Source organism: Kitasatospora sp. NPDC093679 (assembly GCF_040683455.1).
Taxonomy (GTDB): domain Bacteria; phylum Actinomycetota; class Actinomycetes; order Streptomycetales; family Streptomycetaceae; genus Kitasatospora; species Kitasatospora arboriphila.
The window spans coordinates 17,333-41,213 of the sequence record NZ_JBFBDW010000052.1; the positions used below are offsets into that span (position 1 = coordinate 17,333).

A 23,881-nucleotide genomic window follows, 5' to 3' on the forward strand; every position below is an offset into this window, starting at 1 on the left:
TCCGTCCGGAAACCGGGGTCAGGCCGTGGCGGGGACGCGGGGCAGTTCGTCCTCGATGTGCCGGGGCCGGCCGGCCAGCGCGCCGAACACCATCTGCGGCACCAGCAGGGCGGCGAGCAGGCCGAGCGGCAGGTACCAGCTGCCGGTGGCCTGGTAGACCGCGCCGACCGCGATCGGCCCGGGGATGGAGATCAGGTAGCCGACGCACTGCGAGAACGCCGACAGCCGCGCCACCCCGCCCGGGGTCCGCGCCCGCAGGCCGATCATGGTGAGGGCCAGCGGGAAGGCGCACATCGACAGGCCGACCAGGCAGGCCCACAGCCAGGAGGCGGTGCCCGCGGCGAACGCCAGGCCCGTGTAGCCGGCGATGCCGCAGATTCCGAGCACCACGACGAACAGCTGCTGGTCGCCGCGCCGGGCGGCGAGGCTCGGCAGCACGAACGAGGCCGGCACGCTCACCGCCATGACCACGGCCAGCAGCACGCCGGAGGCGCCGTCCGAGACCCCGGCGTCCTGGTAGATCTTCGGCAGCCAGCCCATCGTGGCGTAGGCGCTGGTGGCCTGCAGGCCGAGGAAGACGGCGAGCGCCCACGCCGTCCGGCTGCGGACGATCGGCCCGGACGGCTCCGCGGCCGTCCGCCCCTCCCCCTGCGCCGGCCGCCCGCCGCCGGAGCGGTCGCGGCGCAGCAGGGCGACGACCGCCCACAGCACCAGCGCCGCGGCGGCGAGCAGCGACCAGATCCCGAGGCCGGCCCGCCAGCTGCCGCCCATCTCCGCGGTCAGCGGGACGGTGGCGGCGGCGGCCAGCGAGGTGCCGACCGACAGGGCCATCGAGTAGAGGCCGATCATCGGGCCGACCCGGTGCGGGAACCAGCGCTTCACGACCACCGGGAGCAGCACGTTGGAGACCGCGACGCCGGCCAGGGCCACGGCGGTCAGCAGCAGGAAGACGGCGGTGCCGCCGGCGTAGGAGCGGGCCAGCACGCCGAGGGTGATCGCGCCCATGCCGGCCGCGACCACCGCGATCGGGCCGATCCGGCGGGCGAGCGCGGGGGCGGCCAGGCCGAACAGCGCGAAGCAGAGCGAGGGCACCGCCGTGAGCAGGCCGGCGACGCCGGCGCTCATGCCGAGGTCGGCCCGGACGTCGTCGAGCAGCGGACCGAGGCTGGTGACCACGGGGCGCAGGTTGACGGCGGCCAGCGCGATGCCGACGGCGAGGAGGACGGTCTGGAGACGGGCGCGGGAGGGCGCGGGCGCGGCCGGGACGGGCTCGGCGCGGCGGTGGGTGGCGGAGTCCGCTGCGGTCGACATAGCGCCCATCATAGAATGATGGGATGAATGCTCGCGCCAGAACGTCCCGAAACGGCTAAGGTCTGAGGCTCCTCCCCCGGGGGAGCGAGGAAGAGGAGGAGTCCGAGCCATGGCGCTGTCCAGCACCCGCCGAACCCCGCTGTCCGATCAGGTCATCGCGCAGCTGCGGGCCCAGATCACCTCGGGCGAATGGCCGGTCGGCTCCCGCATCCCCACCGAGGCCGCCCTCGTCGAGCAGCTCGGCGTCGCCCGCAACACCGTCCGCGAGGCGGTGAAGGCGCTCGCCCACAACGGCCTGCTCGACATCCGGCAGGGCTCGGGGACGTACGTGCTGGCCACCAGCGAACTCGCCGGCGTCATGCACCGCCGCTTCGCGGACGCCGACCAGTCCCAGGTCGCGGAACTGCGCGCCGCCCTGGAGATGTCCGCCGCCGGGCTGGCCGCCTCCCGGCGCACCGACCGGGACCTCGAACTGCTCGGCTCGGCGCTCGACCGCCGCGAGCGGGCCTGGCACTCCGGCGACCCGGAGGACTTCGTGCAGGCCGACGCGGCCTTCCACTCCGCGGTGGTCGCGGCGGCCCACAACGAGGTGCTCGCCGCGGTCTACGCGGACCTCGGGGAGGTCATGCGGGCGCACCTGCGGCACGACGTCGGCCCCGAGCTGATCGCCGAACGGTACGTCGGCCACGACGGCATCCTCGACGCCATCCGCGGCGGCGACGCCCAGCGGGCCTCCGCCGAGGCCGGCCGCGCCATCGGCGCCTGCGGCAGCGAGGCCGCCCAGAGCGACTAGGGGCAGCGACTCCGGGGGCGCGGGGGCACCTCCCGGCCGAAGGCCGGGGGCGGACTGCGCGCCTCGGGAGCGGCGGGCCCTGTCCGTTCGGGCAAACCCGAAAGGGGCGCGGAGAACTGCGCGAGACGGGAGAGGCCGAGCCCAGCCGTCTTCCGATGCGCGCAGTTCCCCGCGCCCCTCAAGGTGCACCCAGCGGTGCGCGGGCCGTCAGGCGCCGATGGCGTGCAGGCCGCCGTCGACGTGGACGATCTCGCCGGTGGTCTTCGGGAACCAGTCGGAGAGCAGGGCGACGACGCCGCGGCCGGCCGGCTCCGGGTCCGAGAGGTCCCACTTGAGCGGCGAGCGCTGGTTCCAGGTGTCGGCCAGCTCGCCGAAGCCCGGGATGGACTTGGCGGCCATCGAGCCGATCGGGCCCGCCGAGATCAGGTTGCAGCGGATGTTGCGCTCGCCGAGGTCGCGGGCGAGGTACCGGTTGGTCGCCTCCAGCGCGGCCTTCGCCGGGCCCATCCAGTCGTACTTCGGCCAGGCGAACTGCGCGTCGAACGTCAGGCCGACCACCGAGCCGCCGTCCTGCATGAGCGGCAGCAGCGCCATGGTCAGCGACTTCAGCGAGAAGGCGGAGACCTGCATGGCGGTGGCGACGGACTCCCACGGGGTGTTGAGGAAGTTGCCGCCGAGCGCGTCCTGCGGGGCGAAGCCGATCGAGTGGACGATGCCGTCGAGGGTCGGCAGGTGCTCGCGGACCTGGTCGGCGATGCCGGCCAGCTGCTCCTCGCTGGAGACGTCCAGCTCCAGGACCTTCACCGGCTTCGGCAGCTTCTTGGCGATGCGCTCGGTGAGGCTCGGCCGGGGGAAGGCGGTGAGGATGATCTCCGCGCCCTGCTCCTGGGCCAGCTTCGCGGTGTGGAAGGCGATGGACGACTCCATCAGCACACCGGTGATCAGGATGCGCTTGCCCTCAAGGATTCCACTCATGGTTCAGTGACCCATGCCCAATCCGCCGTCGACGGGAATGACGGCTCCGGTGATGTATGCGGCCTCGTCGGAGGAGAGGAAGCGGACCGCGGCGGCGACCTCGGCGGGCGCGGCGTAACGGCCGAGCGGCACGCCGGCGACGATCTCCTTGCGGCGGTCCTCGCTGAGCACGGCGGTCATGTCGGTGTCGACGAAGCCGGGCGCGACCACGTTGATCGTGATGTTGCGGGAGCCGAGCTCGCGGGCGAGGGAGCGCGCGAAGCCCACCAGGCCGGCCTTGGAGGCGGCGTAGTTGGCCTGGCCGGGCGAGCCGAGCAGGCCCACCACGGACGAGATCAGCACCACGCGGCCCTTGCGGGCGCGGAGCATCTTGGTCGCGGCGCGCTTGACCACCCGGAAGGTGCCGGTGAGGTTGGTCTCGATGACGGAGCTGAAGTCGTCCTCGGACATGCGCAGCAGCAGGGTGTCCTTGGTGATGCCGGCGTTGGCCACCAGCACCTCGACGGCGCCCTGCTTCTCCTCGATCTCGGCGAAGGCCGCGTCGACCTGGGCCGCGTCGGTGATGTCGCACTTGACGGCGAGGACCTCGTGCGCGGCCAGCTCGGCCGGGACCTCGCCCGAGCGGCTGGTGATGGCGACCTTGTCGCCGGCTTCGGCGAAGGCCTTGGCGATCGCGAGGCCGATGCCCCGGTTGCCTCCGGTGACGAGAACCGAGCGGCTCAACGATCCACCTCTCTCCGTAGTTGGCGGCGGCCCGTCGAGCGGCGGCCGGTTGGCCGCCGGGCCGCAGCGGTACGCCGTGACGCGTACGCACTGTGACGCTATCGGTCCCGGTGATCCTGCGGCGAATCGACCTCCCACAGGTCCGTCCGGCGGGAACTGTCGCATCCCGACAACGCGTCCGACTTGGACGGGAACAACCGGGCGGGCCGTACCCGTTGCCCTCTGGGCGCCCCGGTCGCGGGCCGCACCATCAGCGAGGCCCGGCACACGGTCGGTGACGAGAGAGCGGGAGCACGGATGACCGAGGTACGGCCCACCGGTTCGACCGGGCGGCGCGGCCGCCTGCTGGCCCTGACCGCGCTGGCCGCCGCGGCGGGCGGCGCGGCGTGGGCGCTGCGCGACCTGCCGGCGGCGTTCGGCGGACGGCCGGACGGCGAGCGCGAGGAGCGGATCCGCCGCTCCCCGCAGTACCGGGACGGCGTGTTCCACAACGCCCCCTCCGAGCTGGCACGCGCGTCCACGCCCGGTGCCGAGACGGTCCGCCGGATGCTGTTCGACCGCGAGGGCCGCACCCCCGCGCTGCCGGTGCCGACGGTGCGCCCGCAGCACGGCGAGCGGCCCGCCGAGGGGGTGGAGGTGGTCTGGTACGGGCACGCCTCCGTGCTGGTGGAGATCGAGGGCAGCCGGGTGCTGCTCGACCCGATCTGGAGCGACCGCTGCTCCCCGTCCGCGCACGTCGGCCCGAAGCGGCTGCACCCCGTGCCGGCCGCGCTCTCCGAGCTGCCGCCGGTGGACGCGGTGCTGATCTCGCACGACCACTACGACCACCTCGACATGGCGACCGTGAAGCGGCTGGTCACCCTGCAGTCGGCGCCGTTCCTGGTGCCGCTGGGCATCGGCAGCCACCTGCGCCGCTGGGGCGTGCCGGAGCACCGGATCATCGAGCTCGACTGGGACGAGACCTGCACCCTGGGCTCGCTCACCCTCACCCTGACCTCGGCGCACCACTTCTCCGGCCGCGGCACCACCCGCAACACCACGCTGTGGGGCTCCTGGGTGATCGCCGGGCCGAACCGCAAGGTGTACTACACCGGCGACTCCGGCTACTTCGAGGGCTACGCGCGGATCGGCGAGCAGCACGGCCCGTTCGACGCGGCGCTGGTGCAGATCGGCGCGTACGACGAGGCGTGGGCCGACATCCACATGACGCCGGAGGACGCCGTCCGCGCCCACCGGGAGCTGAAGGCCGGGCTGCTGGTGCCGGTGCACTGGTGCACCTTCAACCTGGGCCTGCACCCGTGGGCGGAGCCGATCGAGCGGCTGCTGGTGGAGGCCAAGGCGCAGGCCGTGCCGCTGGTCGTGCCGCGGCCCGGCGAGCGGGTCGACGTCGACCAGCCGCAGGAGCTGGACGGCTGGTGGGAGACGGTCGCCTGACGGACCGTCGGTACGGGTGGTGCGGCGGGCGACGCGCGCGGTTTCGGGTGAATTCGCTGGCCCCGGGTGTGTTCGGCGGTCCATGATGCGATGCGGGTTCCCCTGCCCGGGGGCGCCCGCCGCCCCCGACCGTCCGACCCAGGGAGCCCGATGCCGCCCACAAGCCGCACCGTCGACCCGCTGTTCCTCGGCTACCCCTTGCACGCCCTCGCCGACGCCGCTCTCAGCCGGGCCCGCGAACTCGGCGCCGGCCACGCCGACTTCCGCCTGGAGCGGGTCCGCAGCGCCTCCTGGCGGCTGCGCGACGCCCGCCCCTCGGGCACCTCGGACTCGGTGCAGCTCGGCTTCGCCGTCCGCGTCCTGCTCGACGGGGCCTGGGGCTTCGCCGCCGGGGTCGACCTCACCACCGACGCGGCGGCCCGGGTCGCCGAGCAGGCGGTGGCGGTGGCCCGGCTCTCCGGCGGGATCAGCCGTGCCGCCGGCTCCGAGGACGCGGTGGAGCTCGCCGACGAGCCGGTGCACGCCGACGCGGTCTGGGTCTCCGCCTACGACGTCAACCCCTTCGAGGTGCCGGACGCGGAGAAGACCGCCCTGCTCGCCGAGTGGAGCAACCGACTGCTGGCCGCCGAGGGCGTGTCGCACGTGTCCGCGGCCCTGCTGACGGTGCAGGAGAACAAGTTCTACGCGGACACCGCGGGCACCGTCACCACCCAGCAGCGGATCCGGCTGCACCCCTCGCTGGAGGCCACCTCGGTCGACGAGCGCACCGGCGCCTTCGACTCGATGCGCACCCTCGCCCCGCCGGCCGGCCGCGGCTTCGAGTACCTGCGCGGCACCGGCTGGGACTGGGACGCCGAACTCGCCGAGCTGCCCGGTCTGCTGGCCGAGAAGATGAAGGCGCCGAGCGTCGAGGCCGGCCGCTACGACCTGGTGATCGACCCGTCCAACCTGTGGCTGACCATCCACGAGTCGATCGGCCATGCCACCGAGCTGGACCGCGCCCTCGGCTACGAGGCCGCGTACGCGGGCACCTCCTTCGCCACCTTCGACAAGCTCGGCACCCTGAAGTACGGCTCCGAGCTGATGCACGTCACCGGCGACCGCACCGCCGAGCACGGCCTCGCCACCACCGGCTACGACGACGAGGGCGTCGCCACGCAGTCCTGGGACCTCGTCAAGGACGGCGTCCTGGTCGGCTACCAGCTGGACCGGGCGATGGCCCGGCTCAAGGGCCTCGGCCGTTCCAACGGCTGCGCCTTCGCCGACTCCCCCGCGCACGTCCCGGTGCAGCGGATGGCGAACGTCTCGCTGCAGCCCGCCGCCGGCGGCCCCGCCACGGACGGGCTGGTCTCCCAGGTGGAGAACGGGCTGTACATCGTCGGCGACCGCTCCTGGTCGATCGACATGCAGCGCTACAACTTCCAGTTCACCGGCCAGCGCGCCTACGCGATCAAGAACGGCCGCCTCGCCGGGCAGGTCAAGGACTTCGCCTACCAGGCGACCACCACCGACTTCTGGGGCTCGATGAGCGCCGTCGGCGGCCCGCAGACGTACGTGCTCGGCGGCGCCTTCAACTGCGGCAAGGCCCAGCCGGGCCAGGTCGCGGCGGTCAGCCACGGCTGCCCGTCCGCGCTGTTCCGCAACGTCAACGTGCTCAACACCCAGCAGGAGGCCGGTCACTGATGAACGCCGTCAAGCCCCACGAGCTGGTCGAGCGCGCCCTGGAGCTGTCCCGCGCGGACGGCTGCGTCGTCATCGCCGACGAGGACTCCACCGCCAACCTCCGCTGGGCCGGCAACGGCCTCACCACCAACGGCGTCACCCGCGGCCGCCGGCTCACCGTGATCGCCACCGTGGACGGCGCCGAGGGCACCGCGTCCGGCGTGGTCTCCCGCGAGGCCGTCACCCTCGACGAGGTCGAGTCGCTGGTCCGCGCCGCCGAGGCCGCCGCCCGCGACGCCGGGCCCGCCGAGGACGCCCAGCCGCTGATCCCGTCCCGCCCGGCCTCGGCCGACTTCACCGCGCCGCCCGCCGAGACCTCCGCCGAGGTGTTCGCGGCCTTCGCCCCGGCCCTCGGCGAGGCCTTCGCCCGGGCCCGCAAGAACGGCGAGCTGCTGTACGGCTTCGCCCGGCACGAGGTGACCAGCAGCTACCTCGGCACCTCCACCGGCCTGCGGCTGCGGCACGACCAGCCGACCGGCACCGTCGAGCTGAACGCCAAGACCGCCGACCTCACCGGCTCCGCCTGGGCGGGCGCGGCCACCCGCGACTTCACCGACGTCGACGTCACCGAGCTGCACACCGGGCTCACCCGGCGGCTCGGCTGGGGCCGCAAGCGGATCGACCTGCCGGCCGGCCGCTACGAGACGCTGCTGCCGCCCTCCGCCGTCGCCGACCTGCTGGTCTACCTCAGCTGGTCCTCCGGCGGACGGGACGCCGCCGAGGGCCGCACCGTCTTCTCCAAGGCGGGCGGCGGCACCCGGGTCGGCGAGCGACTCAGCCCGCTGCCGCTGACCCTGCGCTCCGACCCGGCCGAGCCGGGCCTGGAGGCCGCGCCGTTCGTCCTCACCCACTCCTCGGGCGACAACGACTCGGTCTTCGACAACGGCCACCCGCTCACCGCCACCGACTGGATCCGCGACGGCGAGCTGGCCAACCTGCTCACCACCCGGCACTCGGCCGGCCTGACCGGCCTGCCGCTGCACCCGCCGGTGGACAACCTCGTCCTGGAGACCGCGGAGCAGTCGTCCGCGCCCACCCTGGAGGAGATGATCGCCCGCACCGAGCGCGGCCTGCTGCTCACCTGCCTCTGGTACATCCGCGAGGTCGACCCGGCGACCCTGCTGCTCACCGGCCTCACCCGGGACGGCGTGTACCTGGTGGAGGACGGCGAAGTGGTCGGCGCGGTCAACAACTTCCGGTTCAACGAGTCGCCGGTCGACATCCTCGGACGGATCACCGAGGTCGGACGCACCGAGCGCTGCCTGCCCCGCGAGTGGGGCGACTGGTTCACCCGGGCGGCGATGCCGCCGGTCCGGGTGGCCGACTTCAACATGAGTTCGGTCAGCCAGGCCTCCTAGCGGAGCCCGGCACGGGGGAGAGGTTCCCGGAACGATGGACGAGAAGCAGACGGTCAGGGTCTCCAAGCGGCTGTCCCGCATCCTGCGGCACGACCCGGGCTCGGTCGGCATCACCCTGGACGGGGCCGGCTGGGTGGGGGTGGACACCCTGCTCGCGGCACTGGCCCGGCACGGCCGGGCGGTCAGCCGGGCCGAACTGGACCACGTCGTGGAGACGAACAACAAGCGCCGGTTCGCCTTCTCCGAGGACGGCCTCTCCATCCGCGCCAGCCAGGGCCACACGGTCGACGTCGACCTCGGGCTGCCGCCCAGCGACCCGCCCGCGGTGCTGTACCACGGCACCACCGGGCGGGTCCTGGACGCGATCTTCCACGAGGGGCTGCGCCCGATGGCCCGCCGGGACGTGCACCTCTCCGCCGACACCGAGACGGCCACCCGGGTCGGCTCCCGGCACGGCCGGCCGGTCGTCCTGCTGGTGGACGCCGCCGCGATGGCCCGCGACGGCCACGTCTTCCGGGTCAGCGCCAACGGCGTCTGGCTGACCGACGCCGTCCCGCCCGACTACCTGCGGAAAGCCTGAGCCCCGGAGCCCCTGTGACGTCCGGCACGGCGTACCGTGAATGGGCCGGACCCACGGGGGCGCGGTGACGGACGAAGGCGGTAACCATGGCGAAGAACTCCGGCAACGGGCAGGTCTTCCGGATCACCGGGGCCCGGACGGGCCTCACGGAGGACGTGCGGGGCCGCCAGCGGCGGTACGTGATCTCGATGCTGGTCCGCACGCTCTGCGTGCTGCTGGCCGTCGTGCTCTGGGACGTCCAACGGGTCCTGGCGTTCATCGCGCTGGCCGGCGGCGTGCTGCTGCCGTACTTCGCGGTGGTGATCGCCAACGCCGGCCGCGAGCGCGCCCCGGGCCTGCCGAGCACCTTCGCGGTGCCGCCGGAGACCCCGCTGATGCTCGGCCCCGGCGGAACGGGCGGCGGCGGACGCCCCGCTCCGAACACCGACGCGGACCCGCGCGCCGACCGGGACGGCGCGGACTCCCCCGCCGCCGACTGAGCCGCGCACGGACGGGTCGACCGATCCGTCCGGTTCTGTCGGCATTCGCCCGGCAGAACCCTCAACAGAGGCTCAGATTAATCATGAAAGGCCTAGCCACACGGGGGTTGTGGCGTGACATACTGCGTACGCGCTCCGCATCCCCCGTCGGAGCGACAGACCGACGCCGGGCGGCTCCCCCCGTGGCTGCCCGGCGTCGTCATGCCCGCGTGCGGGAGCGCTTTCCCGGGGTGCGAGACTGGCCGTGACAGCTCCGGCAGCTCCCCCAGGACGGCCCACCATGGACACCCCCTCGCTCGGCCTCTTCGGCACCGCGGACGCCTCCGCCGGCCCCGACGGCCCGCCGGTCTGCTCGGCGAAGGGCTGCCGCGAGGACGCCCGGTGGGTGCTGGTCTGGAACAACCCCAAGCTGCACACCCCCGACCGCCGGAAGACCTGGCTGGCCTGCGACGACCACCGCGAGCACCTCTCGCAGTTCCTCGGCGTCCGGGGCTTCCTGAAGGAAGTCGTCCCCTTCGAGGACTTCGAGGGGTAGCGAGCTCCTGCCCGAGGCACACGGGTGGTCGGAGGCGGCTGCGTTCCCCCGCCTCCTGCGGTGTCTTCCGTGCTCAGCCGCCGATGGCGGACATCGGGCGGTCGGGCTGGTGGAAGGTCGGGGCGTCGATGCCGGCGCCCGCCTTCTTGCCCCACATGGCCTTCCGCCAGAGTTCGCCGATCTCCGCGTCCGAGGCGCCCGACCGCAGCGCCTCCCGCAGGTCCGTCTCGCCGGTGGCGAACAGGCAGTTGCGGACCTGCCCGTCCGCGGTGAGCCGGGTGCGGTCGCAGGCCCGGCAGAACGGCCGGGTCACCGAGGCGATCACGCCGACCCGCGCGGGGCCGCCGTCCACCAGCCAGCGCTCGGCGGGTGCCGCGCCGCGGGCCGCACTCGGCTCCGGGGTGAGGTCGAAGCGGTCCTGCAGCAGGGCGAGGATCTCCTCGGCCGTGACCATCTGCGAGCGGTCCCAGCCGTGCTGGGCGTCGAGCGGCATCTGCTCGATGAACCGCAGTTCGTAGCCGTGCTCGATGCACCAGGAGAGCAGGTCGGCGGCCTCGTGGTCGTTGACGCCGCGCATCAGGACGGCGTTGAGCTTGACCGGGCTGAGCCCGGCGGCCTCGGCGGCGGCCAGGCCGTCGAGCACGTCGTGGTGGCGGCGGCGCCGGGTGAGGGTGTGGAAGGTGTCCTCGTCGAGGGTGTCGAGCGAGACGTTCACCCGGTCCAGTCCGGCCTGTTTGAGCGCGGCCGCGGTGCGGGCGAGGCCGATGCCGTTGGTGGTGAGGGAGAGCTCGGGCCGGGGCTCCAGTTCGGCGCAGGCGGCGACGATGCCGACCAGGCCGGGCCGCAGCAGCGGCTCGCCGCCGGTGAAGCGGACCTCGCGGACGCCGAGGTCGCGCACCGCGATGCCGACCAGCCGGACGATCTCCTCGTCGGTGAGCAGGGACGGCTTGGCCAGCCACTGCAGGCCCTCCTCGGGCATGCAGTAGGTGCACCGCAGGTTGCAGCGGTCGGTGAGGGACACGCGCAGATCCACGGCCTGCCGGCCGAAGGTGTCGAGCAGCATCGCGGCCCCCTTCCTGAGTGCGCGGGCTCAAAACCCGCGGGCCCGGCCGCCGTTGCGGGCGGGCCGGGCCAGCTTATCGACCGGGGCGGTACCCGTCCGGGGTACGTCCGGTCAGTGGGCTCCGGTCAGTGGGCTCCGGTCAGTGGGCGCCGAGCCCGGTGAGCGAGCGGACCTCCAGTTCAGCGTACTTCGCCGGGTCGGCGGTCTCCTTGGAGAGGAGGGTGCCGATCCAGCCGGCCAGGAAGCCGACCGGGATGGAGACCAGACCGGGGTTCTCCAGCGGGAACCAGTGGAAGTCGCTGTGCGGGAAGAGCGAGTTCTTGCCGCCGGAGACCACCGTGGAGAAGATCACCAGGGTGACCGAGGTGATCAGGCCGGCGTAGACCGAGCTGACGGCGCCGGTGGTGTTGAACCGCTTCCAGAAGAGCGAGTAGAGCAGGGTCGGCAGGTTGGCGGAGGCCGCGACCGCGAAGGCCAGGGCGACCAGGGCGGCGGCGTTCAGCTTGTCCGCGAAGATCGACAGCAGGATGGCGATCGCGCCGATCGCCACCGCGGCCAGCTTCGCCGAGCGGACCTCCTCCTTCTCCGAGGCCTTGCCGCGGCGGATCACGTTGGCCCACAGGTCGTGGGCGAAGGAGGCCGAGGAGGCCAGGGTGAGTCCGGCGACCACGGCGAGGATGGTGGCGAAGGCGACCGCCGAGATCACCGCCAGCAGGATGGCGCCGCCGGTGGAGCCGGCGCCGCCGCCGAGTTCCTGGGCGAGCAGCGGGGCCGCGGTGTTGCCGGCCGCGTTGGACGCCTTGATGGCCTTCGGGCCGACCAGGGCGGCCGCGCCGAAGCCGAGCGCCAGGGTCATCAGGTAGAAGCCGCCGATGATGCCGATCGCCCAGAGCACGGACTTCCGGGCGGCCTTCGCGGTGGGCACGGTGTAGAAGCGCACCAGGATGTGCGGCAGGCCGGCGGTGCCCAGCACCAGGGCGAGGCCGAGGCTGAGGAAGTCCAGCTTGGTGGTGCCGGTGGTGCCGTACTTCAGTCCGGGTTCGAGGAAGGCGGCGCCCTTGCCGCTGGCCTCGGAGGCGGCACCGAGCAGGCCGGAGAGGTTGAAGTGGTACTTGGCGAGCACCAGGACGGTCATCAGCGCGGTGCCGGCGATCAGCAGCACCGCCTTGACGATCTGCACCCAGGTGGTGCCCTTCATGCCGCCGATCGCGACGTAGATCACCATCAGGGCGCCGACCGCGACGATCGTCCAGCGCTTGGCGCCCTCGCCGCTGACCCCGAGCAGCAGGGCGACCAGCGAACCGGCACCGACCATCTGGGCCAGCAGGTAGAAGATCGACACCACGATGGTGGACACGCCGGCGGCGGTGCGCACCGGGCGCTGCCGCATCCGGAAGGCCAGCACGTCGGCCATGGTGTAGCGGCCGGAGTTGCGCAGCGGTTCGGCGACCAGCAGCAGGGCGACCAGCCAGGCCACCAGGAAGCCGATCGAGTAGAGGAAACCGTCGTAGCCGAAGAGCGCGATGGCGCCGGCGATGCCGAGGAAGGACGCGGCGGACATGTAGTCGCCGGAGATGGCGAGGCCGTTCTGGAAGCCGGTGAAGCCGCGGCCGCCGGCGTAGAAGTCGGCGGCGTCCTTGGTCTGCCGGCCGGCCCAGATCGTGATGCCGAGGGTGGCGGCCACGAACAGGCCGAAGAGGGTCATGGTGAGGCCGCGGTGGTCGCTCGCGGCGCTGGCCAGCTGGATCATTCGGCGGCCTCCCGGGGGGTGTGGACGGCGGCGGGCGCGTGGCTCTCGCGGATCGCCTCGGCGGGCGGGTCGAGGCGGCGGTCCGCGTAGCGGGCGTACCAGGCGGCGATGGCGAAGGTGGAGGCGAACTGCAGCAGGCCGAGCACCAGGGCGGTGTTGACGTGGCCGACGACCTTGGTCGCCATGAACGCCGGGGCGTAGCTCGACAGCAGCACGTACAGCAGGTACCAGAGGATGAAGCCGATGGTGACCGGGAAGGCGAAGCTCCGGAAGGCGGACCTGAGGCCGCGGAACTCCTCGCCCTCCTCGATCCGTTGCACGTCTGCGGCGGCGGCCTCGGCGGCCGGCGGAGTGTCCACGCGGTGTCTCCTGACGTCGGCGGGTGCGCGGGTGGATCACTGGGGTGTGAGGGGCATCACAGGCACGGTGCGGCTGCATGCTAGATCCACCCGCGCGGCCCGCGACAGCGTCCGCGCACGATCGGCCGCGGGCTGTCCCCGATCTGGCCGAAAACCGTCCGCACAAACCGCCCGGGGCGGTGCCGCGCGTGCGGCACCGCCCCGGGGGTGCAGAGGGTGTGAGCGTGCGTCAGAAGGTGATGCGGACCTTCAGCGCCTCGCGGTCGTGCATGGCGCGGTAGCCGTCCGGCACCCCGTCGAGGCCGACGGTGCGGTCGAAGACCGGGCCGGGGTCGATCGCGCCGGACAGCACGTCCGGCAGCAGCTCGGGGATGTACGCGCGGGCCGGGGCGACACCGCCGGCCAGCGTCACGTTGCGGCCGAACATCTGGGCGATGTCCACACCGGCGCTGCCGCCGTGCGGCACGCCGACGTAGCCGACCGCGCCGCCGTCCCGGGCGATCGAGATCGCGGTGCGCATCGACTCCTCGGTGCCGACGGCCTCCAGCACCGCGTGCGCGCCCTGACCGCCGGTCAGCTCCTTGACCGCCTCGATCGCGGCCTCGCCGCGCTCGGCGACGACGTCGGTGGCGCCGAAGCTGCGGGCGATCGCGGTGCGCTGCTCGTGCCGGCCCAGCGCGATGATCCGGCCGGCGCCGAGGCGGTGCGCGGCGAGCACGCCGCACAGGCCGACGGCGCCGTCGCCGACCACGGCGACGGTGGCGCCCGGCCGGACGTTCGCGGCGACCGCGGCGTGGTGGCCGGTGCTCATCACGTCGGAGAGGGCGAGCAGGCCCGGCAGCAGCTTCTCCTCGCCGGCCGCCTCCTTCGGCAGCTTGACCAGGGTGCCGTCGGCGAACGGGACGCGGACGGCCTCGCCCTGGCCGCCGTCGGAGCCGACCTCGCCCCAGAAGCCGCCCTGCGGGCAGGAGGTGTGCAGACCCTCGCGGCAGTGGTCGCAGGTGCCGTCGGACCAGACGAACGGGGCGACGACGAAGTCGCCGCGCGTGAATCCGGTCACGTCGGAGCCGACCTCCTCGACGATGCCGAGGAACTCGTGGCCGATCCGCTGGCCGGCCACCCGGGACGCCACACCCCGGTACGCCCACAGGTCGCTGCCGCAGATGCAGGCGTTCACCACCCGCACCACGGCGTCGGTCGGCCGCTGCACGACCGGGTCCGGCACCTCCTCGATCCGGATGTCGTTGGGTCCGTGGATCACGGTGGCGCGCATGGAGCTTCCTTACGGGGTGGGGGGTGGTACGTCGGGGTGCTGACGACCGGGAAGGGTCGCGAGGATGTACGACCACTCCGACGACCACTCTATTCCGGGCGGCCCCGGGCCACCGCCCGCCGCCGATCGACCCGGCCCCGACGCCGGTCGGCCTTAGAGTGGTGCACCATGCATGCGATCCAGTCCCCGTGGGACGGCCTGGCGGCCCCCGCGGCCCTCCCGGCGCCCCGCCCCGCCGCCGAGGCCGACACCGGCTTCGCCGTCGTCGACGTCGAGACCACCGGGCTCGGCCGCACCGACCGGGTCGTCTCGGCGGGCGTCTACCAGCTGGACGCGCAGGGCGAGGTGACGGGGCACTGGTACACGCTGGTCAACCCGGAGCGCGACCCCGGGCCGGTGTGGATCCACGGCCTGACCGCCGAGATGCTGGCCGACGCGCCGACCTTCCCCGAGATCGCCGGGGAGCTGGCCGAGCGGCTGCGCGGGCGGATCATGGTCGCCCACAACGCGCTCTTCGACTGGAACATGATCGCCCGCGAGTTCGCCCGGGCCGGGCTGCGCGCCCCGGTGGAGCAGCGGCTGTGCACCATGGTGCTCTCGCGCGACCTGGGTCTGCCGCTGCCCAACGGCAAGCTGTCCTCGCTCGTCGCGCACTTCGGGGTGCAGCAGCGGCAGGCGCACAACGCGCTGGACGACGCCCGGGTGCTCGCCGAGGCGTTCCGGCCCAGCCTGCAGCTGGCCCGGGAGTTCGGGGTGCCGCTGCCGCTGACCGCCTGCGTGGCCGTCACCGACCTCGGCGAGGACTCCCCCGCGCCGGCCCGCGGCACGTCCTGGTCGTCGTCCTACCGCCCGAGCCGCAAGCGGCCGGCCTGCCCCTACCCGAACCCCGGCCGCTGGCAGGACGGCTCCCCGCTGGTCCAGGGCATGCGGGTGGCGATCACCGGCGACACCGCCACCGAGCGGGAACTGCTGGAGGACCGCGCGGTCGAGGCCGGCCTGCACATCGCGACCTCCGTGAGCCGGCTCACCAGCCTGCTCGTCACCAACGAGCCGGGCAGCTGGAGCGGCAAGGCCCGCAAGGCCCGCGAGCACGGCACGCCGGTGGTGGGCGAGGACGCCTTCCTCCAGCTGCTGCGCGAGGTCGCACCCCACCCCGGTGTCCGGCCCGCGGATCAGTAGGGCGTAGCGTGCCGGGTGTGTACCGATTTCTGCTGTCCCGGCGCTGGGCGGTCATCGCGCTGACCGTGCTGCTGCTGATCCCCGTGATGATCCGTCTGGGGTTCTGGCAGCTGCACCGGCACGAGGCCCGGGTCGCCCGCAACGAGCTGATCGGCCGCAGCCTGAAGGCGGCGCCGGTCGCCTTCGACTCGCTGTCCTCCCCCGGCTTCGCCGTGCCCGGCGACCTGACCTGGCGCACCGTGACGGCCACCGGCAGCTACGACACCGCGCACGAGTTCGTGATCCGCGGGCGCACCGAACCGGACGGCAGCAGCATCGGGTACTTCGTCGTCACGCCGCTGAAGCTGGCGGACGGCCGCGGCTCGGTGCTGGTCAACCGTGGCTGGGTGGACTCCGGCACGGACGCCGCCAGCTACCCCGCGGTGCCGGCGCCGCCGACCGGGCCGGTGACCGTGACCGGCCGGCTGCGGGCCGACGAGACCACCGCCAGCAGCGGCATCCGCGACCGCGGCGGCCTGCCGGAGCGCCAGTACAAGCTGATCAACAGCGGGCAGCAGGCCAAGGCCACCGGCGCCACGGTGCTCGGCGGCTACCTGGAGCTGGTCTCCGCCACCCCGGCCGTCGGCAGCTCCCCGGTGCTGCTGGCCGAGCCGAACCACTCGGACATCGGCCCGCACATGGCGTACGCCGTGCAGTGGTGGCTGTTCGCCGGCCTGCTCCCGGTCGGCCTGGTGATCCTGGCCCGCCGCGAGGCCAAGGAACGCGCCGAGGAGGCCGCCGCGGCGGCCGCGGCCGGGGAGCTCGCCCCCGCGTAGACGTTCCGGCGACGGGGCAGCCGCCCGGGGGAGCCGCCTTCGGGCAGGTGCACCTGCACTCGTGCGTCAGTGCTGGGTGTTCCAGAAGCCGATGGCGAGGGCGCCCCACCAGCCGAGCTGGGAGACCAGGGCGGAGAGGGCGCCGCGCACCAGCAGCCGCCGCTCGGGCCGGCCGGGGCCCGCGGCCTCCAGCCGCTTGGTCAGGGCCGTGGCGTGCACCCCGTTCAGCGCGATCAGCAGCACCAGGAGCAGCTTGACCCGGGTCAGCGGGGAGTCGAGCTGCGGCTCCAGCAGGATGCCGCTGGCGGTGAGGCCGGCCAGGCCCGCCCAGACCGGTACGTGCAGCGGGCCGGTGGACTCCACGGCCTGGGCGAGGGTGCGGCGGCCGAGCAGCCACAGGGCGCCCGTGTAGTCCACGGCGAGCACGGCGCCGAAGCCGACGACCAGCGCCACCAGGTGCACGAAGAGGGCGACGGTGTGCAGCGAGGCGTCGGTCCGCACGTGGCCGGCCGTCCAGGCGCTGCCGGCCCAGAGCACGCAGAGCCCGACCGAGACCAGGAGGCAACGGGCGACCGTCCCGGACAGCGGGGCGAGCTCGTCGGACTCAGGCATGGTGGTGCTCCGTGGGGGTGGGGGAGGGTGAAAGCGAGGTTAGGTTTTCCTAAGTTCTCCCCCCGCGTCAACCCGGCGCCGCGGGGTGGGACCCGATCGACGCCCCGGGCCCGGACCGGGGAGGATGGGCGCATGGATCTCGGACTTCAGCAGAAGGTGTACGTACTGACCGGTGCCACCCGCGGCCTGGGCCTGGCCTCCGCGCGTGAACTGGTCGCCGACGGCGCCCGGGTGGTGGTCAGCGGCCGGCACGAGGAATCGGTGGCCGCGGCGGTGAAGGAGCTGGGCGGGCCGGAGCACGCGCACGGCGTGGTCGCCGACAACGGGGATCCCGCCGCCGCGGGCCTCCTGGTCGAGGCCGCGCGCGAGCGCTTCGGCCGCTTCGACGGCGTGCTGATCAGCGTCGGCGGGCCGACCGCCGGCCCGGTGCTCCGGGCGGAGGACGAGGCCTGGCGGGGCGCCTTCGAGTCGGTCTTCCTCGGTGCGCTGCGGATCGCCCGGACGGCCGCGGCGGAGCTGGCGGAGGGCGGCGTGATCGGCTTCGTGCTGTCCGGTTCCGTCCGTGAGCCGATCTCCGGCCTCGGGATCTCCAACGGGCTCCGGCCAGGTCTGGCGATGGCCGCGAAGTCGCTGGCCGACGAGCTCGGCCCGCGCGGCATCCGGGTCGTCGGCCTGATGCCGGCCCGGATCGACACCGACCGGGTGCGCGAGCTGGACGCCCTGAGCGGCGACGCGTCGGCGGCCCGCGCGCGGGCGAGCGCGGCGATCCCGCTCGGCCGCTACGGCACCCCGGAGGAGTTCGGCAAGGTCGCGGCCTTCCTGCTCTCCCCGGCCGCCTCCTATCTGACGGGTGTGATGGTGCCGGTCGACGGCGGCGCCCTGCGCGGACTCTGACGGGCGCTCACGTCAGCTCGCCGGTGCGGGTGTTCAGACCACCCGGCGTGCCTTCGGTCCGGCGCTGCGGCGCCGGACCGACGCCGTGAGCCTGAGGCGGCAGGGGAGTTCGGCGAGACCGAGGCTCGTGCGGGCGTTCTCCAACGGCCCGTCGTCGAGGGTCCGCACCAGGCGTGCGGTGTCGGCTCCCGGCTCCAGCCGCACGGTGGACCGCAGCAGCAGCCGGTGCGAGGCGCCGCTCGCCCGGACGGTCACCTTGTCGACCTGCGGCAGGTCGATCACCTCGGTCTCCACCGCGTCCTGCAGGGCGCGCTTGCGCATCCGCAGCGCCACGCCCGCCCCGCCGGGGACGGGCACGGTGACGGTGCTGGGGCCTGCCCGGTGCAGTTGGGCGTAGAGCCAGCCGAGGGCGCCGACGACCACCACGGCCGGGACGGCGATGACCACCGGCCAGAACCAGACCCGGTCGGACCAGTCGGCCCGGGTGGCGGCGCCGAGCACCGGCTGGTGCGGCGAGGTGAGCGGCCAGCCGTCCGGCATCGTGGCGTTCAGCCTGCCGTACAGGTCGAGTCCGCCGGCCAGCACCAGCAGGCCGCCGAGCAGCAGGGCGATCCCGATGACCGCGAGGATCGTCCGGTTCACCGCGGACATGCTCATCGGGGTGCCTCCTGGGCGAGCCGGCGGTGGCCGTGCCGCCGGTCGTCCGGCCGGGCCGGGCGGACGGGCTGGATCCGCAGGTCCAACCGGTACGGGCCGAGCAGCGGCACCGCGGCCAGCTCCTCGTTCAACTCCCGTTCCACGGCGATCGGTTCGGCGCTGCCGGTGACGGTGGCGACGGCCCGGTGGCGGCGTGCCTTCACCGTGCACCGCTCGACGCCCTCGATCCCGGTGGCCCGGGCGGACAGCAGCGCGGCCACCCCGGCGCGGTCGATCGCGGCGCCCGGCCGGAGCAGCGGGAGCCAGCGGCGCAGCCCGGGGGCGAAGGCCAGCCAGCAGAGCAGCAGACCGGCCGCCACGGCGCCGCCGGCGATCCCGAGCACCCAGGGGTCGTCGAGGTGGCGGGTCGCGGTCTCCCGCGCGAGGTCGGCCCGCCACTGCCGGGCGGCGTGTCCGGTGCCCTCGGAGATCGCGTCGTACAGCGCGGCCCCGCCGAGCACCAGCAGGCAGGTCACGACCAGCGCGGTGGCGGCCGTCCGCGCCGACCGCGGCCGGTGCGGGCGCTCGTACGGGACGGTCGGGCCCCACTCCTCGGGGCCGCCGCCGGGTTCGGCCTCGGGGTGCGCCAACTCGGCTTCCAGGCCGATGCGTTCGGGCAGTGCGACGCCGGCGCCGATGAGCTGTTCCGGTGCGGCCGGGGCCGGCTCGGCGGCGTACGGCGCGGGCCGGTCCGGTTCGGGTTCCTCCGGCCGGGGCGGGGTCGGCGGTGCGCTCACCGGGCCGTCTCCGGGACGAGGCGCTCGACCAGCAGCGCGACCTCGGTGACGGGGGTGCCGGTGAGTTCGGCGACCCGGCCGGCGGCGGCGTCCCGGCAGAGGTGGGAGAGGCCGGCGAGGTCGGCCGGGTAGGGCAGGTCGAGGTGGAGGGTGACCCTGGCCTTGCCGCCGACCACCAGTACGGTGGCCCGCGGCGGTTTGCCGCGGGCCGTGCGGGCCGCCCAGATCTCGGCGAGGGCCTGCCGGACGGCCTGTTCGGCGAGCCGGGCGTAGACCCGGTCGGCGACCTTGAGCCGTCCGCGGCGGGCCGGGGGGATCGCTGCGGCGGCGGTCACCGCCGGCGCTCCCGGCCGCGGATGAGGTCACCCAGGTCGCCGAGGTCGATGTCGCCCTCCAGCAGCCGCCCGAGGACGAAGCCGACCGCCCCGAGGACGGCGACCAGCAGGAAGGCGGCGAAACCGCCGAAGTACCCGGCGAAGCCCAGGGCCATTCCGGCCACCAGGCCGACCAGCGCCAGGTTCATCCGCTCCTCCTCGTGTCCGGCGGCAGACGGTGCCGCCCGGTGCCGGGTGCTGCTGGGGTGGTGCTGGGGTGGTGCTCCGCGGGTGCTACTGGACGCGGCCGACCGGCTCCGGCTCCTCCTCGTCCGGCTCGTCCGGCAGGTGCACGTCGTTGACGGCGATGTTGACCTCGACGACCTCCAGGCCGGTCATCCGCTCGACGGCGTCGATGACGTTCGCCCGGACCTCGGCCGCCAGCACCGGGATCACCACCCCGTACTCGACGACCAGGGCGATGTCGATGGCGGCCTGCTTCTCGCCGACCTCGGCCTTGACGCCGCGGCCCGCGCCGGACTTCGAGCCGGGGACGCGGTCGCGGACGGCACCGAAGGTCCGGGTGAAGCCGGAGCCGAGGGCGTGGATCCCGGAGATCTCCCGGGCGGCCATCCCGGCGATCTTCTCGATCACGCCGACGGCGAGCGCGGTGCGGCCGCGCTCGGACGCGAGCGTGGTCTCCTCGGGCCCGGTGTGGCCCTTCTGCAGGTCGGCGGGGGTGGGGGTCTGCGGCATGGCGGGGTCTCCTGTGTCGTCTCCAGCTATATCGCAAATCAGCCCAACTCTGACATTTCGCCGCACGGGCCGCGCGTCGGGAGCGGAACGGGACGGCCCGGGCCCCGAACGCCGGGCCGGGGAACGCCGAGGGCCCGGACCGCCGGTGCGGCGGTCCGGGCCCTCGGGGCGGCTGCGGTCAGTCGCCGAGGCCGGCGAGGTCCCGCATCCGGCGGTGCTGGGCGGCCCGCTCGGCGCTGCGCTGCTCGTCGTACGAGCGGCCGCCGGCGCCCTGCAGCAGGGCCTTGGTCTCGATGACGGCGTTGCGCGGCGCGGCGAGCAGCGCGGCGGCCAGGTCGCGGGCGGCGCCCTCCAGCCGCTCCGCCGGGACGGCCAGGTTGGCCAGGCCGATCGCCACGGACTCCTCGGCGCCGACCCAGCGGCCGGTCGCGCAGATCTCCAGCGCCCGGCCGTACCCGACGAGGTCGGTGAGCGGCTTGGTGCCGCCGAGGTCCGGGACGAGGCCGAGCGAGGTCTCCTTCATGGAGAACTGGACGTCCTCGGCGACCACCCGCAGGTCGCAGCCGAGCGCCAGCTGGAAGCCGGCGCCGACCGCGTGGCCCTGGACGGCGGCGACGGTGACCACGTCCGGGCGGCGCCACCAGGTGAAGGCCTCCTGGTACTCGGCGATGGCGGCGCTCGTCTCCTCGTCGCTGCCGGCGGCGAGCTTGAGGAAGGAGTGCTCGCCGGGGATGCCCTCCGGGGTGAACATCTGGCGGTCGAGGCCGGCCGAGAAGGAGACGCCCTCGGCGCGGAGCACCACCACGCGGACGGTGCCGGGCAGGGTGCGGCCGACCGAGGCGAGCGCGCGCCACATCGCCGGGCTCTGCGCGTTGCGGCGCGCAGGGTTGCAGAGCGTGACCAGCGCCAGTTCGCCCTCGACGTCGAGGCGGACGCCGACCTGCGCCCAGTCCTGGGGGTCGGTACCGACGGCGGGAGCGGTCATGGGGGTTACCTCCAGCGGGGGACAGTAGAGCTACTGGAGAGTAACAAAAGCCGGGGCGACCGAACAGGGCCGCGCCGGAAACGACGAACGGCGGCCCGGGAGACCCGGCCGCCGTTCCGTCCGCACGTGCCGGCCGCGCCTCGGGCGCCGCCGGCAACCGCACGGGGGCCGATCCGGCTCGGCTGCTCCACCACCGGATCGCTGCTCGTCCGCGACCGGACCGGGGGCACTCCCCGACCGTCCGACACGGAACCGTCTTGTCTGATGAACCGTCAGGAACCCGCTGCGGCAGTCACCTTGCTCTTGCCGCGCGTCGCACCGCCGCGGCCCCGGAGATTCACCCCGGACTCGCTGAGCATGCGGTGCACGAAGCCGTAGGAGCGACCCGTCTCCTCCGCGAGCGCGCGAATGCTCGCCCCGGAGTCGTACTTCTTCTTGAGATCGGCCGCGAGCTTCTCACGCGCGGCACCTGTTACCCGGCTGCCCTTTTTCAGAGTCTCGGCCACCCGTGCCTCCTCGTAGCTGTGCTCGGTCAGATTCCCATGATCACCCATAGCCAGTCTCCTGGCCACCCATTCGACAAGGTCTGTCCCGGGAAAGCGCAGTCTGCCGGTGGTGCCCGCAGTGCACAAGGGCGCTCACCCTGGGTGCACGCGCCCCCGCGGGCGTCGGCCGCCGGGCGAGAATCGGCTGATCAGAACGGACGGCCCCGCCGCGGAATCGCGGCGGGGCCGTCGTCAACGCATTCACCGGAAGACGCATTCCCGCGGTCTTCGTCGGACCGGGATTTCTACGGTGATCGGCTGATCCGGTGTCTACTCGGCGCCGGAAGTCGGCACTCGGGCGGCATTCGGGCCGGTGCTCGGACCGGCACCCGGGCCTGCTCTCAGGCGAGCGAGACGAGGTCCGCGTACGCCGGGCTCCAGAGGTCCTCGACGCCGTCGGGCAGCAGGATGATCCGCTCCGGCTGGAGCGCGTCGACCGCACCCTCGTCGTGGGTGACCAGCACGACCGCGCCGGTGAAGGAGCGCAGCGCGCCGAGGATCTCCTCGCGGCTGGCCGGGTCCAGGTTGTTGGTGGGCTCGTCGAGCAGCAGCACGTTGGCGCTGGAGACGACCAGGGTGGCCAGCGCGAGCCGGGTCTTCTCACCGCCGGAGAGCACGCCGGCCGGCTTGTCGACGTCGTCGCCGGAGAACAGGAAGGAGCCGAGGATCTTGCGGATCTGCACCAGGTCGGTGTCCGGTGCGGAGGAGCGCATGTTCTCCAGCACCGTGCGGTCCGGGTCCAGGGTCTCGTGCTCCTGGGCGTAGTAGCCGATCTTCAGGCCGTGACCGGGGATCACCTCGCCGGTGTCCGGCTTCTCGACGCCCGCCAGCATCCGCAGCAGGGTGGTCTTGCCGGCGCCGTTGAGGCCGAGCACGACCACCTTGGAGCCGCGGTCGATGGCCAGGTCGACGTCGGTGAAGATCTCCAGCGAGCCGTAGGACTTCGACAGGCCGGAGGCGGTCATCGGGGTCTTGCCGCACGGCGCCGGGTCGGGGAAGCGCAGCTTGGCGACCTTGTCGGAGACCCGCGCCTGCTCCAGGCCGGAGAGCAGCTTCTCGGCGCGGCGGGCCATGTTCTGCGCGGCGACGGTCTTGGTCGCCTTGGCGCGCATCTTGTCGGCCTGCGCGTTGAGGGTGGCGGCCTTCTTCTCGGCGTTGGCGCGCTCGCGCTTGCGGCGCTTCTCGTCGTCCTCGCGCTGCTGCTGGTACTGCTTCCAGCCCATGTTGTAGATGTCGATCGCGGCGCGGTTGGCGTCCAGGTAGAAGACCTTGTTGACGACCGTCTCGACCAGGTCGACGTCGTGCGAGATGACGATGAAGCCGCCCTTGTAGGTCTTCAGGAAGTCCCGCAGCCAGGCGATCGAGTCGGCGTCGAGGTGGTTGGTCGGCTCGTCGAGCAGCAGGATGTCGGCGTCCGAGAAGAGGATCCGGGCCAGCTCCACACGGCGGCGCTGACCGCCGGAGAGGGTGTGCAGCGGCTGGTTGAGGATGCGGTCCGGCAGGCCCAGCGCGGCCGCGATGGTCGCCGCCTCGGCCTCGGCCGCGTAGCCGCCCTTGGTGAGGAACTCGGTCTCCAGGTTGGCGTACTTCTTCATCGCGCGTTCCCGGGTGGCGCCCTGGCCGTTCGCCATCCGGTCCTCGTTCTCGCGCATCTTGCGGAGCACGGTGTCCAGGCCGCGGGCGGAGAGGATGCGGTCCTTGGCGAGGACGTCGAGGTCGCCCGTCCGCGGGTCCTGCGGCAGGTAGCCGACCTCGCCGGTGCGGGTGACCGTGCCGCCCGCCGGGAGGCCCTCGCCGGCCAGCACCTTGGTCATGGTGGTCTTGCCGGCGCCGTTGCGGCCGACCAGGCCGATCCGGTCGCCGGGGGCGATCCGGAAGGACGCGGACTCGATGAGGACGCGGGCGCCGGCGCGCAGCTCCAGGGCGTTCGCGGAAATCATGGCTGGGTCTCTCCAGGGACGGGGGCGGGGCCCGGCGGCCGGGCGGAATGCAG

At 73.7% G+C, this 23,881-nt stretch carries 26 protein-coding genes; 10 read left to right on the forward strand and 16 right to left on the reverse strand.

The window, feature by feature from the left end:
- Positions 1-18 precede the first annotated feature (18 nt).
- Positions 19-1,311, reverse strand: a complete 1,293-nt coding sequence (locus AB0O09_RS30950; protein WP_363547344.1) for an MFS transporter — start codon at positions 1,309-1,311, stop codon at positions 19-21.
- Positions 1,312-1,420: 109 nt separating this feature from the next.
- Here AB0O09_RS30950 and AB0O09_RS30955 point away from each other — a divergent pair, with 109 nt between their 5' ends.
- Positions 1,421-2,104, forward strand: a complete 684-nt coding sequence (locus tag AB0O09_RS30955) for a FadR/GntR family transcriptional regulator (protein ID WP_363547346.1) — start codon at positions 1,421-1,423, stop codon at positions 2,102-2,104.
- A 207-nt stretch (positions 2,105-2,311) separates the two neighbouring features.
- On the opposite strand, the gene fabI is transcribed toward AB0O09_RS30955, so the two are convergent.
- Together fabI and fabG are read right to left on the reverse strand one after the other, a co-directional pair.
- Complete coding sequence (gene fabI, locus AB0O09_RS30960) at positions 2,312-3,079, reverse strand: enoyl-ACP reductase FabI (protein WP_363547347.1); 768 nt, start codon at positions 3,077-3,079, stop codon at positions 2,312-2,314.
- 3 nt (positions 3,080-3,082) lie between these two features.
- Positions 3,083-3,802, reverse strand: a complete 720-nt coding sequence (gene fabG / locus AB0O09_RS30965; protein ID WP_344621908.1) for a 3-oxoacyl-[acyl-carrier-protein] reductase — start codon at positions 3,800-3,802, stop codon at positions 3,083-3,085.
- Positions 3,803-4,099: 297 nt separating this feature from the next.
- Between fabG and AB0O09_RS30970 the strand changes: the two genes are divergently transcribed.
- The 6 genes from AB0O09_RS30970 (at position 4,100) to AB0O09_RS30995 (ending at position 9,910) form a co-directional block, all read left to right on the forward strand.
- Entirely contained in the window at positions 4,100-5,236 is a 1,137-nt protein-coding gene (locus AB0O09_RS30970; protein WP_363547350.1) for an MBL fold metallo-hydrolase, read from the forward strand.
- Between the two features lie 150 nt (positions 5,237-5,386).
- Entirely contained in the window at positions 5,387-6,919 is a 1,533-nt protein-coding gene (locus AB0O09_RS30975) for a TldD/PmbA family protein (RefSeq protein ID WP_363547351.1), read from the forward strand.
- Entirely contained in the window at positions 6,919-8,316 is a 1,398-nt protein-coding gene (locus AB0O09_RS30980; protein ID WP_363547354.1) for a metallopeptidase TldD-related protein, read from the forward strand. Before AB0O09_RS30975 ends, AB0O09_RS30980 begins: the two co-directional genes overlap by 1 nt.
- A 34-nt stretch (positions 8,317-8,350) precedes the next feature.
- Positions 8,351-8,896 (forward strand): RNA 2'-phosphotransferase, encoded by a 546-nt coding sequence (locus tag AB0O09_RS30985; protein ID WP_363547357.1) that lies wholly within the window; start codon positions 8,351-8,353, stop codon positions 8,894-8,896.
- Positions 8,897-8,982: 86 nt separating this feature from the next.
- Positions 8,983-9,375 (forward strand): DUF3099 domain-containing protein, encoded by a 393-nt coding sequence (locus AB0O09_RS30990; RefSeq protein ID WP_363547360.1) that lies wholly within the window; start codon positions 8,983-8,985, stop codon positions 9,373-9,375.
- Positions 9,376-9,655: 280 nt separating this feature from the next.
- A complete protein-coding gene (locus AB0O09_RS30995) occupies positions 9,656-9,910 on the forward strand; it encodes a hypothetical protein (RefSeq protein WP_363547362.1) in 255 nt (84 codons plus the stop codon).
- A gap of 73 nt (positions 9,911-9,983) precedes the next feature.
- Here AB0O09_RS30995 and moaA read toward each other — a convergent pair whose 3' ends face one another.
- The 4 genes from moaA to AB0O09_RS31015 all read right to left on the reverse strand — a co-directional run bounded on the left by moaA (position 9,984) and on the right by AB0O09_RS31015 (position 14,355).
- A complete protein-coding gene (gene moaA / locus AB0O09_RS31000) occupies positions 9,984-10,973 on the reverse strand; it encodes a GTP 3',8-cyclase MoaA (protein WP_363547364.1) in 990 nt (329 codons plus the stop codon).
- Between the two features lie 139 nt (positions 10,974-11,112).
- Entirely contained in the window at positions 11,113-12,723 is a 1,611-nt protein-coding gene (locus tag AB0O09_RS31005) for a cation acetate symporter (protein ID WP_363547367.1), read from the reverse strand.
- On the reverse strand, positions 12,720-13,082 hold the full coding sequence (locus AB0O09_RS31010; RefSeq protein ID WP_363547370.1) for a DUF485 domain-containing protein: 363 nt from the start codon (positions 13,080-13,082) through the stop codon (positions 12,720-12,722). Before AB0O09_RS31010 ends, AB0O09_RS31005 begins: the two co-directional genes overlap by 4 nt.
- Positions 13,083-13,311: 229 nt before the next feature.
- Positions 13,312-14,355: a zinc-dependent alcohol dehydrogenase family protein gene (locus AB0O09_RS31015; protein WP_363547373.1), complete on the reverse strand. Its 1,044-nt coding sequence runs from the start codon at positions 14,353-14,355 to the stop codon at positions 13,312-13,314.
- A 168-nt stretch (positions 14,356-14,523) separates the two neighbouring features.
- On the opposite strand from AB0O09_RS31015, the gene AB0O09_RS31020 reads away from it, so the two are divergent.
- Positions 14,524-15,534, forward strand: coding sequence for a DEDDh family exonuclease (locus AB0O09_RS31020; protein WP_363547376.1), 1,011 nt, complete (start codon positions 14,524-14,526; stop codon positions 15,532-15,534).
- A gap of 17 nt (positions 15,535-15,551) precedes the next feature.
- Positions 15,552-16,349 carry an SURF1 family protein gene (locus AB0O09_RS31025; RefSeq protein WP_363547379.1) on the forward strand — a complete coding sequence of 266 codons (798 nt, stop codon included), beginning with the start codon at positions 15,552-15,554 and terminating at the stop codon, positions 16,347-16,349.
- 66 nt (positions 16,350-16,415) lie between these two features.
- Here the strand turns inward: AB0O09_RS31025 and AB0O09_RS31030 are convergent, their stop codons facing one another.
- On the reverse strand, positions 16,416-16,961 hold the full coding sequence (locus AB0O09_RS31030; protein ID WP_363547382.1) for a hypothetical protein: 546 nt from the start codon (positions 16,959-16,961) through the stop codon (positions 16,416-16,418).
- A 132-nt stretch (positions 16,962-17,093) separates the two neighbouring features.
- Between AB0O09_RS31030 and AB0O09_RS31035 the strand changes: the two genes are divergently transcribed.
- Positions 17,094-17,855, forward strand: coding sequence for an SDR family oxidoreductase (locus AB0O09_RS31035; RefSeq protein WP_363547384.1), 762 nt, complete (start codon positions 17,094-17,096; stop codon positions 17,853-17,855).
- A 33-nt stretch (positions 17,856-17,888) separates the two neighbouring features.
- On the opposite strand, the gene AB0O09_RS31040 is transcribed toward AB0O09_RS31035, so the two are convergent.
- The 8 genes from AB0O09_RS31040 to abc-f form a co-directional block, all read right to left on the reverse strand.
- Entirely contained in the window at positions 17,889-18,512 is a 624-nt protein-coding gene (locus AB0O09_RS31040) for an alkaline shock response membrane anchor protein AmaP (protein WP_363547386.1), read from the reverse strand.
- A complete protein-coding gene (locus AB0O09_RS31045; protein ID WP_363547388.1) occupies positions 18,509-19,288 on the reverse strand; it encodes a DUF6286 domain-containing protein in 780 nt (259 codons plus the stop codon). The genes AB0O09_RS31040 and AB0O09_RS31045 overlap by 4 nt, the downstream gene beginning before the upstream one ends.
- The gene (locus AB0O09_RS31050) at positions 19,285-19,623 is read right to left on the reverse strand and encodes a hypothetical protein (RefSeq protein ID WP_363547391.1); all 339 of its coding nucleotides are present in this window, start codon (positions 19,621-19,623) and stop codon (positions 19,285-19,287) included. Before AB0O09_RS31050 ends, AB0O09_RS31045 begins: the two co-directional genes overlap by 4 nt.
- Positions 19,620-19,811, reverse strand: a complete 192-nt coding sequence (locus AB0O09_RS31055; RefSeq protein ID WP_030266756.1) for a hypothetical protein — start codon at positions 19,809-19,811, stop codon at positions 19,620-19,622. The genes AB0O09_RS31050 and AB0O09_RS31055 overlap by 4 nt, the downstream gene beginning before the upstream one ends.
- An 85-nt stretch (positions 19,812-19,896) precedes the next feature.
- Positions 19,897-20,358, reverse strand: a complete 462-nt coding sequence (locus AB0O09_RS31060; protein WP_363547394.1) for an Asp23/Gls24 family envelope stress response protein — start codon at positions 20,356-20,358, stop codon at positions 19,897-19,899.
- Between the two features lie 178 nt (positions 20,359-20,536).
- Entirely contained in the window at positions 20,537-21,343 is an 807-nt protein-coding gene (locus AB0O09_RS31065; protein ID WP_363547396.1) for an enoyl-CoA hydratase/isomerase family protein, read from the reverse strand.
- A gap of 272 nt (positions 21,344-21,615) precedes the next feature.
- A complete protein-coding gene (locus tag AB0O09_RS31070) occupies positions 21,616-21,849 on the reverse strand; it encodes a helix-turn-helix domain-containing protein (protein ID WP_030266747.1) in 234 nt (77 codons plus the stop codon).
- A 380-nt stretch (positions 21,850-22,229) separates the two neighbouring features.
- Entirely contained in the window at positions 22,230-23,828 is a 1,599-nt protein-coding gene (gene abc-f, locus AB0O09_RS31075; RefSeq protein WP_344621928.1) for a ribosomal protection-like ABC-F family protein, read from the reverse strand.
- Positions 23,829-23,881 lie beyond the last annotated feature (53 nt).